Origin of the sequence: Nostoc sp., from assembly GCF_036917975.1 — a bacterium.
Taxonomy (GTDB): domain Bacteria; phylum Cyanobacteriota; class Cyanobacteriia; order Cyanobacteriales; family Nostocaceae; genus Nostoc.
The window spans coordinates 67116-83212 of record NZ_JBALEJ010000099.1; the positions used below are offsets into that span (position 1 = coordinate 67116).

General features: G+C 41.4%; 16 protein-coding genes. 3 read left to right on the forward strand and 13 right to left on the reverse strand.

Features of this window, described 5'->3' with window-relative positions:
- Positions 1 to 221: 221 nt before the first annotated feature.
- From V7K76_RS30270 to V7K76_RS30290, 5 genes are all read right to left on the reverse strand, one after another.
- The gene (locus tag V7K76_RS30270) at positions 222 to 1022 is read right to left on the reverse strand and encodes an Rpn family recombination-promoting nuclease/putative transposase (protein WP_334777893.1); all 801 of its coding nucleotides are present in this window, start codon (positions 1020 to 1022) and stop codon (positions 222 to 224) included.
- Positions 1023 to 1135: 113 nt separating this feature from the next.
- On the reverse strand, positions 1136 to 1387 hold the full coding sequence (locus V7K76_RS30275) for a YggT family protein (protein ID WP_334777894.1): 252 nt from the start codon (positions 1385 to 1387) through the stop codon (positions 1136 to 1138).
- Positions 1388 to 1510: 123 nt separating this feature from the next.
- Entirely contained in the window at positions 1511 to 1864 is a 354-nt protein-coding gene (locus V7K76_RS30280; protein WP_334695264.1) for a hypothetical protein, read from the reverse strand.
- A gap of 75 nt (positions 1865 to 1939) precedes the next feature.
- Positions 1940 to 2590 (reverse strand): uracil phosphoribosyltransferase, encoded by a 651-nt coding sequence (gene upp / locus V7K76_RS30285; RefSeq protein WP_334711302.1) that lies wholly within the window; start codon positions 2588 to 2590, stop codon positions 1940 to 1942.
- Positions 2591 to 2886: 296 nt separating this feature from the next.
- Entirely contained in the window at positions 2887 to 3075 is a 189-nt protein-coding gene (locus V7K76_RS30290; protein WP_334953748.1) for a hypothetical protein, read from the reverse strand.
- A gap of 131 nt (positions 3076 to 3206) precedes the next feature.
- Here V7K76_RS30290 and crtH point away from each other — a divergent pair, with 131 nt between their 5' ends.
- A complete protein-coding gene (crtH, locus tag V7K76_RS30295; protein ID WP_334953749.1) occupies positions 3207 to 4697 on the forward strand; it encodes a carotenoid isomerase in 1491 nt (496 codons plus the stop codon).
- Here crtH and V7K76_RS30300 read toward each other — a convergent pair whose 3' ends face one another.
- Positions 4698 to 5087, reverse strand: a complete 390-nt coding sequence (locus V7K76_RS30300) for a hypothetical protein (RefSeq protein WP_334777897.1) — start codon at positions 5085 to 5087, stop codon at positions 4698 to 4700.
- 61 nt (positions 5088 to 5148) lie between these two features.
- Entirely contained in the window at positions 5149 to 6093 is a 945-nt protein-coding gene (locus V7K76_RS30305; RefSeq protein ID WP_334777898.1) for a hypothetical protein, read from the reverse strand.
- 297 nt (positions 6094 to 6390) lie between these two features.
- On the opposite strand from V7K76_RS30305, the gene V7K76_RS30310 reads away from it, so the two are divergent.
- Positions 6391 to 7752 (forward strand): serine hydrolase, encoded by a 1362-nt coding sequence (locus V7K76_RS30310; protein WP_334953757.1) that lies wholly within the window; start codon positions 6391 to 6393, stop codon positions 7750 to 7752.
- A 652-nt stretch (positions 7753 to 8404) separates the two neighbouring features.
- On the opposite strand, the gene purT is transcribed toward V7K76_RS30310, so the two are convergent.
- The 4 genes from purT to V7K76_RS30330 all read right to left on the reverse strand — a co-directional run bounded on the left by purT (position 8405) and on the right by V7K76_RS30330 (position 12791).
- On the reverse strand, positions 8405 to 9568 hold the full coding sequence (gene purT / locus V7K76_RS30315) for a formate-dependent phosphoribosylglycinamide formyltransferase (RefSeq protein WP_335030351.1): 1164 nt from the start codon (positions 9566 to 9568) through the stop codon (positions 8405 to 8407).
- A 568-nt stretch (positions 9569 to 10136) separates the two neighbouring features.
- Positions 10137 to 10610 (reverse strand): tetratricopeptide repeat protein, encoded by a 474-nt coding sequence (locus V7K76_RS30320; protein ID WP_335030352.1) that lies wholly within the window; start codon positions 10608 to 10610, stop codon positions 10137 to 10139.
- A gap of 6 nt (positions 10611 to 10616) precedes the next feature.
- Positions 10617 to 12377 (reverse strand): Hsp70 family protein, encoded by a 1761-nt coding sequence (locus tag V7K76_RS30325; protein ID WP_334953751.1) that lies wholly within the window; start codon positions 12375 to 12377, stop codon positions 10617 to 10619.
- A 225-nt stretch (positions 12378 to 12602) separates the two neighbouring features.
- A complete protein-coding gene (locus V7K76_RS30330) occupies positions 12603 to 12791 on the reverse strand; it encodes a hypothetical protein (protein WP_334777903.1) in 189 nt (62 codons plus the stop codon).
- Positions 12792 to 12912: 121 nt separating this feature from the next.
- Here V7K76_RS30330 and V7K76_RS30335 point away from each other — a divergent pair, with 121 nt between their 5' ends.
- Positions 12913 to 13539, forward strand: a complete 627-nt coding sequence (locus tag V7K76_RS30335; protein ID WP_334777904.1) for a Uma2 family endonuclease — start codon at positions 12913 to 12915, stop codon at positions 13537 to 13539.
- A 187-nt stretch (positions 13540 to 13726) separates the two neighbouring features.
- Here V7K76_RS30335 and V7K76_RS30340 read toward each other — a convergent pair whose 3' ends face one another.
- Both V7K76_RS30340 and V7K76_RS30345 read right to left on the reverse strand, forming a co-directional pair.
- On the reverse strand, positions 13727 to 15667 hold the full coding sequence (locus tag V7K76_RS30340; RefSeq protein ID WP_334777905.1) for a caspase, EACC1-associated type: 1941 nt from the start codon (positions 15665 to 15667) through the stop codon (positions 13727 to 13729).
- A gap of 10 nt (positions 15668 to 15677) precedes the next feature.
- Positions 15678 to 16058: a hypothetical protein gene (locus V7K76_RS30345; protein ID WP_334777906.1), complete on the reverse strand. Its 381-nt coding sequence runs from the start codon at positions 16056 to 16058 to the stop codon at positions 15678 to 15680.
- Between the last annotated feature and the right edge of the window lie 39 nt (positions 16059 to 16097).

The window sequence follows — 16097 nt, forward strand, 5'->3', positions numbered from 1 at the left end:
GGTTGATTACCGTTCCTGTTCAACCTAATTTTACCAGAACGTGACTAAGGCGTAAACACCTCAAACCGTTTTCATCACGCAGCCTAAATTACGTAATACGGCGCGTAGCGCCTGTTACTCAATGGTTTTCAACGAGTGTTTTTATAAGAATAGTCCCTTCACAGAATGTAGCGTGCAGCGATGCTCCTCTGATAGTAAAATCCTACTTTAGGAATAGTTCTCTAATTAAGAGATTTCCTAATGATTTCAACATCTAATTCTAATAATTCTGCTATTTCCTGAATACTTAGCCCTTTTTGTACTAATTTGGGTATCAATTTTAACTTTAGTTCTAGCTTTAGTTCTTCTTTTACTTCTTCTTTTACTTCTTCTTTCGCTTCTTGATAAACTCTGGTTTGTTTCAGTAAATTTAAATTCAGCATAGCTTCTATCTCCTCTCGGTTAAAATTAGGAAACTTGTAAACAATAATCTCTTCTATAAATTCTAAAACTTTTCTTTGGATAAGAACATCGGCTAATTCCAATCTAGCTTTGTCAATTAACTGTTTAGCAAGTTCTGGGGCTTTGTTCTCAGTTTCTACAACCAATCGGACAATTCCTACACCCAGAGATTCTTGGGCTACTAACTCAAGTTCATCCAGATAAAAGCAGCGTAAATGAGGCTCTAACAAGGCACGATAACGTAAAGGACAGGATGTTTCATTGCTGTGCTGATCATAAATAACTATTGCATACCACTCAGAAGTGACTGGTTTATATTGAGAAAAGTAGAGGAAAATACTTGTAAATAGACGGTCATAAAATTCTTCATCTTTGTAAAACTGAACTTCTACAAAGTAAAGCGGTTGATTACCAAATACTTCTAGAGGAGAAAATACTCCATCTAAACGAAAAGAACGTTGTTTAATTTCTGGTGCAATAAACTTATAAGTATTGGTATTAGTATTAGGTTGACCAATAAGTTCAAATAAAATACTAGGAAATTCTTGAAATATATCGTAGAATATAGCGTCAGTTTTCAATTATTACATCCATAATTATCCTTATTAGCCTTGAAACTGGATAAGTCTGAGCTAGTTAGCCCAGACCTAAAATTCATCAGTTGGACATGGAGCAAACTGCAAATTCTGTGTTATCAGATGGATTGCAGACCACCACCTACTATTTGAAGCAGTATGATAGCTAACATTGCTGAAAAGTCTATACCGCCCAAAGGGGGAATGATTGAGCGGAACAGATTCAGATAAGGATCGGTTATCTGGCTCAAAGTGGCAAATGGTTGGTTGTACCAGTTGATAGTGGGGAACCAGGTCAATAAAACCCGAATAATTAGCAGAACAGTATAAATCTGGATGAAACTGGCCAGAGTGTTAATCAGAAGGTACATGGATTTGTTGGTTTCCTACTAAGTGTCAAACGCGGTCTTATCTTTTAATTTTAATTTAGTCCATGTCATGTTTGCGGATTCCATATTTACCACATTTGACACTTTCACCACGCCTGAACAAACTCAGGAGTCTTTAGTGAGGGAGCGGTCATTGCTTGGTTGGGGTGAACTACTATTCACGTTCCCTAGTTGATTTCGCACTTCGTCAATTGTGGCATTTAGCTGGGCAATTTTATCTTCTAGCGATCGCCTGGCCGTTTCTATGCTGTTGCTCTCACTTTCTGAGGCTTTCATCTGACGCCGCTTTGCTACTATTTTCTTAGCTTCGGCTTGGCTATCTGTCAGTTGTGTTTCTTCTTCTGCTAGCAATTCTGGCTCGCGTCGAGAAACAATCAGTGCCCCGATCACACCGCCAAATATCCCACCAACAAAGGCCCCTGCTAAAAAGCCACTGCCAAAACCATCTCGCTGACTCATATCTTTACCGCCTTCAACAAACCTTGCAACTTTTACAGTAGTTATGCTATTTTCCTGCCCTAGCTGCATAGTAGCTTAAGTCCCAAAGATGCGATCGCCTGCATCTCCCAATCCCGGTACAATATATCCCTTGCTATTCAGTTTTTCGTCAATAGTAGCGGTGTAAATTATTAAACCTGGATAAGCTTCACTCAGTTTTTGCAAAGCGGGTGGAGCTGCTACTACACAAATAATTCGTATCAAAGATGGATCAGCGCCCCGTTGTGTCAATTCTGCCATTGCTGCCATGATTGACCCTCCAGTTGCTAACATTGGATCGGTAACTAACACTCGTGTTTGAGGGTCAAATTTTTCTGGTAACTTGTTCAGATAACAATGAGGTTGCAGTGTCTCTTCATCTCGTGCCAAGCCAAGATGGTAAATCGATGCTAAAGGTAATAAAGTCTGCGCTCCCTCTAGTAATCCTAATCCAGCCCGGAGGATTGGCACTACTGCCATCGGCACTTGCGGATCAATCACCGTTGCGGGACAGGTATCTAAGGGACTCTGCACCGCCGTTTCTTGGGTCGGCAACCAGTCTCGCGCAGCTTCATAAGTCAGCCATCTTCCCAACTCAGTCATCGCACTGCGGAACAATACTGAAGGCGTACCTGCATCACGGGCAACTGCTAGCCAGTGTTTGATCAGGGGATGGGGTGGAACATAAACGCGCAATTGTAGCGTCATAGCCAGAAATAGGCGCCTTTTTATTGTATAAGAACTGAAACACCATAATACTCTTTCCTGCATCCGGCTGACAGCTAAAAATTAACACGCTCAATTTTATTGAGAATTATTTTTATTAATAGTTGATATTTATTCTCAATCAAGGCTATATTCTTATACAGTGTTCTCCTCTCTTTTAAGGATCGGCAAACGGGATTAGCCAGCAGCAGCAGGCTCGTCCCTCTTTTTTTGATTAGGGCATTGGGCATGGGGAATGGGGCATTGGGCATTGGTCATTGGTCATTTGTCGAATGGCACTAAGAAAAGATATAGCCCTTGCCCTGACTGGTTCCCAGCCTCCAGGCTGGGAACGGATTCTGGGAGGCTCCGCCTCCAGGGGGTTGACGAGAGGCAGAGCCTCTTTGAATACATTCCCAGCCTAGAGGCTGGGAACGAGGTAACACAAGACTTTGGGCTTTTCTTAGTGCCATTCGGTCATTTGTCATTGGTCATTAGTTAAATTAAATATTCATTGACTCTAGACAAAGGACAAATATTTCTCTACGAGACGCTACGCGTTAGTGGAGCTTTCGCTTTAGCGATAAGCTCAGTACAAAGGACAAAGGACAAAGGACAAATGACAAATGACGCGATCGTAATTGGGTCTGGGATTGGCGGATTAGTAACAGCGACCCAGTTAGCGGCGAAGGGAGCGAAAGTACTGGTACTGGAACGTTATTTGATTCCAGGTGGTAGCGCTGGTTATTTTGAACGCCAAGGCTATCGATTCGATGTTGGTGCATCAATGATTTTTGGACTGGGAAAAAATGGCACTACCAACTTACTCACCCGTGCATTATCAAGTGTAAATGTTAGCCAAGAAGCGATCGCAGATCCGGTACAGATTCACTATCATCTACCCCAAGGTTTAGACCTGAAGGTTGACCGGGTTTATGAACAATTTTTGCAAAATCTTATTGCTCATTTTCGCCACGAAGAAAAAGGGATTCGTCGCTTTTATGACGAATGCCAAAAAGTATTCAAGTGCCTCAACAGTATGGATTTGCTGTCACTAGAAGAACCTCGGTATCTACTGCGCGTATTTTTCCAGCATCCTTTAGCGTGTCTTGGTTTAGCTAAGTATCTGCCCCAAAATGCCGGAGATGTGGCGCGGCGCTACATCAAAGACCCGCAATTATTGAAATTTATCGATATGGAATGTTATTGCTGGTCGGTGGTTCCATCAGACATGACACCGATGATTAATGCTGGGATGGTCTTTTCTGACAGGCATTATGGCGGAGTTAACTATCCCAAAGGCGGAGTCGGACAAATTGCCCAAAAACTAGTAGATGGTCTAGAAAAAGCTGGAGGTAAGATTCAGTACCAAGCTAGAGTCACCAAAATTCTTACAGAACAAGGAAAAGCAGTAGGTGTGCAACTAGCGAATGGTAAAGTATATCGGGGTAAACGCATAGTTTCTAATGCTACGCGGTGGGATACATTTGCACAATTATTGCCACCAGAAGCAATGCCAGATAATGAGAAAAGATGGCAACAAAATTACCAAAAATCTCCAAGCTTTTTGAGTTTGCATATTGGCGTAAAGGAGTCAGTTTTACCAGTGGGGACAGAGTGTCACCATATTTTGCTGGAAGATTGGGAAAAGATGACAGATGCAGAAGGCACAGTATTTGTTTCGATTCCCACATTACTTGACCCAGATTTAGCACCAAATGGATATCACATCATTCATGCTTTCACGCCTCACTGGATTGATGATTGGCGAGAACTTTCTCAGGGTGAGTACGAAGCAAAGAAAGAAAAAGCAGCTTGGCAAATTATTGACCGCCTAGAGAAAATTTTTCCCGGTTTAGATGCCGGATTGGATTATTTAGAAGTGGGAACACCGCGCACCCATCGCCGCTTTTTGGGTCGTGAAGATGGCACTTATGGGCCAATTCCCCGGCGTAAGTTGTGGGGGTTATTGAATATGCCCTTTAATCGCACAGCTATTTCAGGACTTTATTGTGTAGGGGATAGTACCTTTCCCGGTCAAGGGTTGAATGCAGTGGCTTTTTCTGGGTTTGCTTGTGCCCATCGCATTGCCGTAGATTTAGGATTGTGATTAAAGGAACAGCCTACGCAAAAAACCTAGTAAACGGATAGCTAAATCTATATTTACCTGAGTTTTACGTGCAGTCTCGATTTCCTCTAATATTTTCTGCATTTGTGCCAGATTTTTTTGATCGATGCCGATGATACTAACATTTATAATTGCTGCTCTTACCTGATTGAGAGTAAGTTGGCATTCACTAACTGCTAACTTAAATTTGTTTACTTCCTCCCAGTTTTTTTGATTTTGCGCGCTTAAAAGTTCAAATTGAAGCTGAAAAAGAATATCTCGTAATTTTTCTTCTGTATTATTGAGTTGCTCTAAGTCAATTTGATTGCCAGGAACTTCTTTCATCTGAGAAATTATTTCCGCAAAAGTATCTAAAATCTTATCGGTAGCCATAATTTATATATTCCCATAAAAGTTTATTCAAATGTGTTACATTTACCCTAAAAATTAAAAATTATTGACATAATTGAGAATTTTTTGGTTGTACCTGTGTGTTTCTAAGAGATACTTCTTTCATAAATTCTTTCAAAACATCATCTTTGTTAACTTCTCTTTCAACAGTGTTAATCTTTGTGAGTAATGAATTGTAGTCGTTACCGGTGAAATTGGTAGCTACCCCAATAATCTGAGTAACTCTAGCGGCGATAACTTCAAAATTAAGATTAGGATAGTCATCAATAAGTTCTGAGAGTTTTCGACCGGTGTCAGCTGCTGCCAAAAGTTTAGAGATAGATTCATTTAAACTTTGTTGTTCAGCAGCATTAACCTTTCGCCAATCATCTATCTGTTCAACAACTTGATGCTTAATTTCTTGTGCTTCTGGTTGTGAGGATATATTTAATTTTCTATACTCTTCACTAAGATGCTTTAGTTTAGAACTGATGATTACTCGTTCCCAATCCATAGGTCTTGGTGGTTTTTCTTGAATTCTTTTGGCTAAAAGTAGCATTTTTACTGTTAAACATCTTGCTGGCTGGGCAGTTTGAGCAACTATCTTTTTACTTTCATAATCAATTGTTTCCAGCTTGTTAAATACCTCGACGGCTGTATCGTATTCTGCTTTCAAAGCATCGAGTGTTTGATCGACATCTGATGACTGGGAATTTTGCTGACTTTCTCCGGTGATAATGCTATTTACTTCTGTAGGAATTCCAAATTCAATACTGGTATCAGTGAGTAATTGATCGACAACTAAATTGTCATCTATTGGTAAATTATTCAGTTGGTAAATTTTCTTCACTGATGTAATAGCATCAGCTGCCCGATCGCGAAAATTCTCGGCAGTTATTCGCAGCATCGCTCGTTTTTCAGGCGTACAACCGCTAATGGTGAAACTGATAGTACAGGCTACTATCCAAAATTTCCATAATTTGAATTTCTGGATATCGGAAACTCTCATAGACAATATTTAGCTGTGCCCAGATATAGTTATTACTTATTTACATCATTAAATCATCAGTATGGAAATGATGAAAAAGCTAATTGCGGTCAAATTAAATCTTTATTTCCCAATAATCTGGAATTTTTAGTAACCGTAGAGGATCGCGGAAAGCTTATATACTGATTAAATTAAACACTTGTTGTAACAGATGCTTTTTCGTATAAGCGCATAGTTTACAAAAATTTTTATAATTGTGCTTTAATAGTGGCGGCTTTTGTTCGTTTAAAATCTTCCTCACACACAAAGCGATCGCTAATGCTACTCACACACAAAGAAAACATTGTAAAATTTAGCTGGTTTCTACCCAGCTTCTTAAGCTTGCTCCTGCTTGGTTCCACTGTTAAAGCTAATGCTGCGATGCCTGCGGCGGGCGTAGCCATCGCAAATTGGCATTTTGATAGCAATCGAAATCATCTGGACTTCACTACAGATAAGAATGTTCAACCAAAGGTACAATTACTTAACAACCCGACTCGTTTAGTAATTGATTTGCCTGGAGTTACATTAGGATATCCACAGACTAGTCAAAGAGTGGGGCCAGTAATTCAAAATATTCGCATCGAGCAGTTTAACGCAGAGACTACCCGCATGGTAGTTACTTTAGCACCTGGTTACACCTTTGATTTAGCACAAGTGCAACTGCAACAGGAATCCCCCAATCATTGGTCTGTGCAGTTACCCAAACCAATACAACAGACTGCAACCCAGCCGCAATATCTAGAAGTAACTCCAAGTATTTCTCCAAGAGTGAATGATAATAGCACTCTCTTTGCTGGCGTAGTTCCGATGCATTCACCGATGAAAGCGCTAGAACCTCAAATTAAAGCCTTGATGAATCGCTACAGTTTTCTGAAAACAGGAATGTTTTTCCTGGATTTGGATACTGGGGATTATTTGGATATTGGAGGCGATCGCGTTTTCCCTGCTGCTAGTACAATCAAACTGCCAATACTCATCGCCTTTTTCCAAGATTTAGATGCTGGTAAAGTCACCCTTCAGGAAAACCTGACGATGCGGCGTGACTTAGTTACCAATGGTTCTGGAAGTATGCAGTATGAACGAGTTGGTAAGAAGTACACAGCTTTGGAAACCATCACTAAGATGATTACCATTAGCGATAATACCGCCACCAACATGATTATCGATCGCTTAGGTGGAGCGGCGAAACTAAATCAGCGCTTCCGTAGTTGGGGACTGAAAGATACAGTAATTCGCCATCTTTTAGCTGACTTGAGAGGAACCAACACCACAAGTTCTCAAGATATGGCGCGGGTGCTGGCTTTAGTTGTGAACAACAAGCTAGTTTCTTTACAGAGTCGAGAACAAGCCTTAGATATTCTGCGCCACACTACAATTCACACCCTGCTTCCCGCAGGTTTGGGGAAAGGTGCTGTCATTGCCAACAAAACCGGAGATATTGGCTTTCTCATTGGCGACGCGGGATTTGTAACTATGCCCAATGGTAAGCGCTACTTAGCTTCCATCTTCGTTACCCGTCCCTATAAAGACAGCAGGGGGAGAGACTTTATTCGTCAAGTTTCCCAACTTGTTTACAATTACCTGAATCAGATGAATCCGGTTGCTGCGGTTAATTCATCTTATGGTGTTACGAGATAGTAATGGGCGGTTAGAAACCGCGTCTACACAAACAAAACCCACCTCCGTGGGTTAAAAAACCTTAATTTTCCCTTAGTCCGCCGAGGCGGACTTTGCTTGTATAGCCCAATACGGTTCAGTGAAGCATTTATTTCTTCCCTTTGCGTCCTTTGCGGTTCGTCAAAAAAATTGACTTTGGCAAAAAGTTTTAGCCTTATACCAATTAGACATCTCCAGAAATTAACCCTGTTTTGTCACTCTGGGAAAATAAAAATCAAAGCCAAATTTTGAACTGTAGATACAACGGGCATTTGAGCGTTTATTTTCTAACACAATGGCTGAAATCATGATTTTTTGGTAAAAGTCTTATGCTGTAAGCATTCCAGATTATTCTCTCCCGAAAGTGATAAAAGAGGGTTAAATATGCGTTACCCAGAATCCTTGTAGAGACGTAGCACTGCTACGTCTCTACATTCATTTTCGGAGATGTCTATTCTGTATGAAGATGCGCTAAACCATATAAAGAAAAACGTAGACGCAAAGCAGCTTGCCGTAGGCTACCGCAAAGGCGCAAAGGACACAAAGAAAGAAAATTTGGCGCAGCCTCACAAATAAATGGTATTAACTGAACTGTATTGCTATTCGCCCAGGCTTACTTAAGCCCCTATAGTAATTAGATAATTGTGATTTTACTTGCAGCTTTAGTAGCCTTTTCTCTAGCCTCTTGGACATTCACACCCTTCGCCAAAGCTACGCCCATTCGCCGATATGGATGAGCATTAGGTTTACCAAATAATTTAATATCTACATCTTTTTCTGACAAAGCATCGGCGATACCACTAAAAGCAATAGAATCAGATTTTTCTGAAGCTAAAATCACCGCACTGGCTGAGGCTCCTAACTGCTCTATATGAGGAATTGGCAAGTCTAAAATAGCTCGTAGATGTAATTCAAATTCATTGAGATTCTGTGAAATTAACGTCACCATTCCCGTATCATGGGGTCTGGGAGAAAGTTCTGAAAAAATCACTTCATCTTTGGTAATGAAAAATTCAACGCCAAAAATTCCGGCTCCTCCTAAAGCATCAGTGACTTTTATGGCTATTTCTTGAGCTTTTAATATCTTGTCTTCAGAAATTTCTGCGGGTTGCCACGATTCTTGATAATCTCCTCGTTCTTGGCGATGACCAATAGGAGAACAGAAAATTGTTGGTGCATTCCACTGTTTAATGGTCAGTAAAGTTATTTCGATTTCAAAGTTAATAAATTCTTCAACGATGACTTTTTGACTGTCACCTCTAGAATTGGCAATGGCATAATTCCAAGCCTTCTCAACCTCGCTACGATCCGGCACTACAGACTGACCTTTCCCAGAGGATGACATCACAGGTTTAACAACATTGGGAAAGCTAATTTTATCCGAAACTGCAATTAATTCTTCTAGAGTTGTCGCATAACCATATTTAGCCGTTCTGATGCCTAATTCTTGATGTGCTAGTTCCCGAATTCTATCGCGGTTCATTGTATAATTAGTAGCAGCCGCAGTTGGTATAACTGTAATCCCTCGCTGTTCAAATTCGAGCAGTTTTTCTGTTCTAATTGCTTCAATTTCTGGTATAATTACGTCTGGCTGATGTTTTGTCACTACAGCTTCTAAATCATCAGCACTGAGCATAGAAATAACTTCATAAGCATCAGCAACCTGCATCGCCGGAGCATTGGCATAGCGGTCAACAGCAATCACATAATTACCAAGACGTTGAGCCGCGATCGCAAATTCTTTGCCTAGTTCTCCTGAACCCAGCAACATCAATTTTTGGGGTAACTTAATACTCATTAACTTATCCAGTCAATTTCAACTAAATAATCTTATAATTTTTTGTGTTTTAATTACCGTCTTCTCAAGAATTAAATCGGGAACATCCCAATATTGTAAATTTACCAAAATCGTTACTTGTCATTGCGAATGAAGCAAAGCGGAATGAAGCAATCGCAACATCTGTAGTTTGCGATTGCTTTGCTTCACTGAGTTCCGTACCTACGGGTTCTCCAAAGGAGTACGCAATGACAAATTATGTTTTTACACATTTGGATAGTGGCTTAAGAAAACTAGATAAAAAAGTCAAGAAAGAAAAAGATACTGATAACAATCATTTGTTAAAAAACTAAAGCGTTAATTAGTGTATACCATAAAGGTCTAATACTTTAATATCTCTATACATTTAAACATATCGTGACTTTAATTATTTTGGGCGATCACCTTTTGTAGATACTATAAATGCTATGCATCTCGAAATAAATGTTTTTATGAGTGCCTTTTTACTTTTTACTTTTGCCTTGTTTGGTGATATTAATCAATGCCCTCATAAAATCTCTGAGGGCTTTTTTTGTGACAACTCTCACCGCTAACCGCAAGCGGTGAGAGTTGCCATAAGCTTGATCATTTGTAGAGAATCAGAAGCAATGGCATTTTGTGGGTCAAACTTGAGTGCTTGTTGCCAAGATGCGATCGCTTCTCTCCATTCTCCTTGCAATGCCGATAATTTCCCAGCCAAGGCATGGAAGTCTGCATTGCTGTAATACAAAGCTAGAGCTTGATTGTTGTGCGTTGCTGCTTCTGGATAACACCCTTTGGACAATAAATGCAGTGCTTGTCTGTGATACCAGATGGCTTGGTCGTGCAGACGGAACAAGTCAGACAAGTCTACTTTGCAGCGTCTGCAAGTTGGGGAGGAAGAAGCAGTGCTGAGTAAGGGAGATGAAGAAGATGAGGCAGATATGGTAGCAGTTTCTTCCTTGTAATCATTATTGTGCTGCTCAATCCCGACTCTGCTCCCCTTTATTGGACGATAAACTGCACCACAGACAGGACATTTCATGATTTCTCACTCTGACTCATTGGAAATTGCGTAGTAAAGAAAATCTGAGAGTTCTTCTTCTAACTGGGGTAGTTCTGGACTATTGTTAGCGATCGCACTTTCAATCTGTTCTAATAAGTCTTGTAATTCAAGAGCTTGTTCAGAGTCTACCGTAAGAAGTGCTTGCCCCGCGCGGTCTAAAAGTGCTGCCAATTCTGGAGCGATTTCTACAGACTCGATTGAATCTTCTGCGGAGATTTCAATTGTTTCATCACTGTCAAACAATGCATCTAAATCTGCCCTTGCTTGCTTCAATTCATGGCTAGAAAGTTTCTGGATACCTGCATTATTTACTACTAGCGTTCCTTGTTGTCCTTTGCCTTTCTCAGTAGTGGTGACAGTGAGAATGCCATTCAGGTCAAAGTCAAAGTGAACCTCGACTTCAATACCTCCTGCTGGTTTGGGTGGTAAGTTCTCCACTCTAAAGGAACCTAGAGGAACATTTTCTTCAGCAACCGTATTTTCTCCCTGAAAAACTTCAATTTCTACCACTTCTTGTTCATCAAACACGGTGGAATAAACATGGGAGCGAGAAACGGGAACAACGCTGTTGCGGGGAATAATCACACTAAAGTAACCTGGCATAATACCCATTGGTGTAGGCACAGCCGCAGCAATGCCCAGAGAATGAGGAATCACATCTACAAGAATAGCATCCACTGATTCACCTACCAGTACCCCAGCTTGTAAAGCTGCTCCTAATGCTACACAAAGGTCTGGTTGAATGCCATCGGTGGGGTTTTGTCCCAGATGCTCTTGGATCATTTGTTGTACTAGAGGAATGCGTGTAGAACCACCAACTAGGATAATCCGGTCAATCTCATTGGGTTCCAGGCTGGCATCTGTTAGTGCGCGGTCAATTGCCTCTAGGGTTTCTGCCAAGAGTGGGCGAATCAATTTTTCAAAATCTGCTCGTGCTACTTCTGTCTCCAGATGTAGTGCAGTCTTGCCTTTACTACCTAAAAAGGCTTCCCGGACTGTAGCAAAAGCATGGGAACTCAGGTCAATTTTTAACTGCTCTGCTGCTCTCAGGAGACGAGCCTGGGTAGCCGCATCATCTGGCACATCGACACCATGCTGTTTGCGGAATAAATCCGCCAGATACAGTTGTAAAAGTCTGTCGAAATCGTCTCCACCCAAGCGATTATTACCATGACTAGCTAGTACTTCTGTCACTTCGCCTGTAATTTCAACTACCGACACGTCAAAAGTACCACCTCCCAAGTCATAAACTACAACTCGTTCTGTCTCTTCGGAGCGTAAATCATAAGCTAAAGCCGCCGCCGTTGGTTCGTTGATAATTTGCAGTACCTCCAAACCAGCTATCTCGCCAGCAGTTTTAGTTGCCTGCCGTTGAGCGTCCGTAAAGTAGGCTGGAACCGTAATCACTGCTTGGGTAATTGTTTCTCCTAAAGCATTTTCAGCCCGTTGTTTCAGAGCGCGGAGAATAATAGCAGAAACTTCATGAGGTAAGTATTCTTTATCTCCGAAAGTGGTTTTGTGGTCAGTTCCCATCCAGCGCTTAATTGACTTGACGGTGCGTTCAGGTGCTGCTGCATACTGACGGAGTGCTTCGCGTCCCACTAGCAGTTTACCTGTATCGCTAAATCCCACACAGGAAGGTAAAATCAGGTCGCCATCTTCTCCTGGTAATACCCGCACTTGCCCGTTTTCGACGATCGCCACTTCGGAATTTGTTGTGCCTAAGTCAATACCAACTGCTTTCATAAAATTTAAAGTTTAAAAGTTATTTGCCCTAACTTTCTGACCCATTCACAGGTGCGTAGCCTTGGGTCATTACAAAGTACTATATAGTAATCCTACTTTAATCTTGCTCAGTATACTGAGAAGTCAAGCTTTGTATGTCAAGCTTCTAGGCAGCTTGATTGTTCAAAAATCAAATAGGAGTCCTATATTTTTGAAGCGTGATAGCTTCAGTATTTAGATATAAGATTACAAGATATTGAGCAAATAATTCGCATAATTTGGTAAATGCTGTGATGCGATCGCACTCGCCGATATATCGGTATGTTCCAGTCCACTATAGACAACTGTAGGATGCGTTAGCGCTAGCGTAACGCATCCTACAATTCTGGTGCGATCGCTGCACCAGAATTGTGAGGTGGCTGAAGAGTCTGTCAAGTACTGTTTCAACCAAAAAAACCACGATGATTTATACCCATGTCCTTAACCGTGGTGGAAAAGCTGTCCGCAGTCCTCTAGATTAGAGATAATATTTCCAAAGCACTAATTCTCAAAACTAATGACTCAAGCCATATCCAAGCTAGTAACTTTTGAGGAATTCGTCGAGCGCTTACCTGAAAATACCGGGGTACGTTACGAACTACATAATGGAAGTATTGTTGAAATGGCGCAACCAGTAGGAGACCACGAAGAAGTTAAAGGGTTTTTGACAATAAAGCTTAGTGCTTCAATTGACCGATTAAATCTCCCTTACATTGTCCCTAACCAAGTTATAGTTAGACCTCTGGAAAAAGATTCTGGTTACTTTCCAGATGTATTGGTGCTAAATAGGACAAATCTGGCAAATGAACCATTGTGGAAAAAACAATCTACCCTAAGTTTGGGCGCATCAATACCTTTGGTAATTGAGGTTGTATCAACCAACTGGCGGGACGATTACTATTTGAAATATGCTGACTATGAAGAGATGGGTATCCCTGAATATTGGATTGTCGATTATGCTGCTTTGGGTGGACGTAATTTTATCGGTAATCCCAAACAACCAACAATCTCAGTCTGTAATTTGGTTGATGGAGAATATCAAATCAGTAAGTTTCGAGATAGCGATCGCATTATCTCCCAAACCTTTCCCGAATTGCATCTCACCCCAAACCAAATTTTTCAAGCTGGTTTGGTTAGTTCGTAATTTTTAATTTTTATACAGCAAGTATTTTACAGACTGTGCTTCGCTGGACGGCGATCGCCGTTGCATATAACTGTTAACGTAGGTAGCTCTCCTTTTTGCGTGCAATTGCTTGTCAGACCGTTGAATTATTTGAAAAGGCAATCGCTCAACATCTTTACCCTTTTTTTTGTTCTTCAGCGAAGAAATGCTACTTACGGCTACTGAGTTCCTTAATTCTGTCCTGCGCTTTTTGAGCATTGAGTATCTCTCCCTTTTTCTGAAACAGAGAAGCTGCATCCTGGTAATTTTTAATGGCTTCTGGTATATTGCCTAGCTCAGAGTTGATATCTCCCAAGCTGAAGTAGGCAGAGGCTTTACCAAAATAGTTAGCTGCCGGATTGGCAGCTCCCCAGTTCTTGTTGATAGCAATTCCCTGCATGAAGTCCCTAAACGCTCCTTTGCGATCGGCATCTGAGAAGTAGCGGGCAAGCCCCCGGTAGTAGTAGGCAATAGCTAGGTCAGATTTAAGATTGATTGCTTGCTTGAAATCTTCAAAAGCGGGTCGAAATTCGCCTAACGAATAGTGAACAAAACCTCTGTTGAAGTAGGCAGAGGCACTACCATAATAGTTAGTGTCAGGATTTTCTGTTCCCCAGTTTTTGTCAATTTGAATTGCTTGAGTGTAATCTGCGATCGCTCCCTGGTTATTTCCTTGCTTTTGTTTGTTGAATGCCTGATTATACAAGTCCAATGAAGCAATCTTGGTTAAGTAAGATGAAGTAGGACTGGCAATTAGTGGAGGTGATTCAATTGGTTTATCAGGTGATGATGTTACCCCCAAATAAGTCATTAAAGCTAGAGAAGTAACAATGCTTCCCCCAATAAGAAGTTTGGGGTTTCTCAGAAATGGGACAGAAATAGTAGACACCCTTGGAAGCCTAATTCTAGGTGGGGTAGGAGTTTCAGCTTGGCTTGCTGCTACAGCTTTGTTTGGCGGTTTGATTGATGCCACATCATCCCTGCTGACGAGGGCTTTAGCCTGAATCACCGCCCCAGGATCACCTAAAGGTTGGATTGCTATTTTCTGGGAAGTAATTTTAGCTTCAATTTGAGCAATATCTTCATCTCTAAGTTTTAAAACTCGCTGCAAACGTTTCAACTCGTTTTGAGTGTCGCTGCTGAGAGAATGCTCGCGCCCAATCGCCTCAACTAAAACTTGCTCATAGTTCTGCAATCTTTTCTGGTACTCCTGGTAAGGTTTAAGCACCTCGTTTTCAATTGCCGCAGAATCTTCTGGTAGCAGTCCCAACCCATTTCGTAACGCATCTAAGACATTACGCCCCACAGCAGAAATCACGCCACGACTAGCAAAATGCTCAACTTCTTTGCGATACCTTAGCTTGGGATCTTCTGTGGGTGCTTGAGAAATACGGATCTTGTAGCCTTGTTTGACAGCATAAATTTCTGGTTTCATTGCTGGCGCTGCTTCTTGAACTTTCCCTTTGGCATATTCATGCAACTCATCAATGGAAACCACACCATCGCTATCGAGATCAGCTACTCCAGTCGCGATCCCCTCGACTAGATAACGAGTATAAGTCGAAAGGTCTGACCCTTCCTGCTCAAAGGAATATTGGGTAGAAGTCGAAGACGTGAGGACAGCCCGTCCTTCTCCTCCCAGTTGTTTTTTTACATCTACAGAACCGTCATCCTTAGCTAACCAACCTTCGGCAAATGCTCCACTAAAGCAACAATCTAGAATTACAACTTGTCGCTGAGAGCGGCTATTGCTCATGATGTCTTGTACAAAACTGGCTGGAACCGCTGTTGCCCGGATTAGTTCTCCCTGTGGGTTTTTACGAGTGATGCGCGTAGCTAGGTATAGCTTACCATTGTCATCTTTGATACCATGTCCAGAGAAAAATAGCAGTACTAGATCGTCTTTCGTGCGACTTGAAAATAATGTTTCAATCGCTTCTTGCATCACTAGTGGCTCAGGATTTGACAAAGTTTTAACGTCATCAAATCCACCTATATCAGGGTGCTGTAATACTCGCTGCATCGCCTCTATATCTCTGGTAGCCCCAGGTAGGGGAGTTAAACCCGGTTCGTAATCACTCACCCCGATCGCAAGTGCCATCTTAGCCATTTTTGACCCCTTATGTGGATGCTACGAATTGTTGGGCTGCCTGAATTGCTGCTAATAATTCTTGCTGACTGCTAGCTGTGACTTTGAGCTTTCTACCGTTGGCTTCAATCTCCATTGTGATTGCTTTACCACCCAAGCGATCGCTCAAAAATCCAAATAGAGCCTTAATATTTTTTACATTCACCTCAGCCGTTAGCAACCCGACCAAAACTGCGCCTAATGCCTTGTTACCTGCTGGTGGATTAGGATCGAGAACACGTTTAACGTCTTTTACTTCGTCTAAGTCGAGCATTTCGCGCCGAAGGCTTTGGGTTAATTTTTCCAATGCTTCGTCATCTAACTGGGGGTTTCTCAGATCAAGTGTGATTTGAATATCAGATGTGGTAGGCATAGTAAATTCTCGGTTTCTGGATAATACTTCAATTAGATG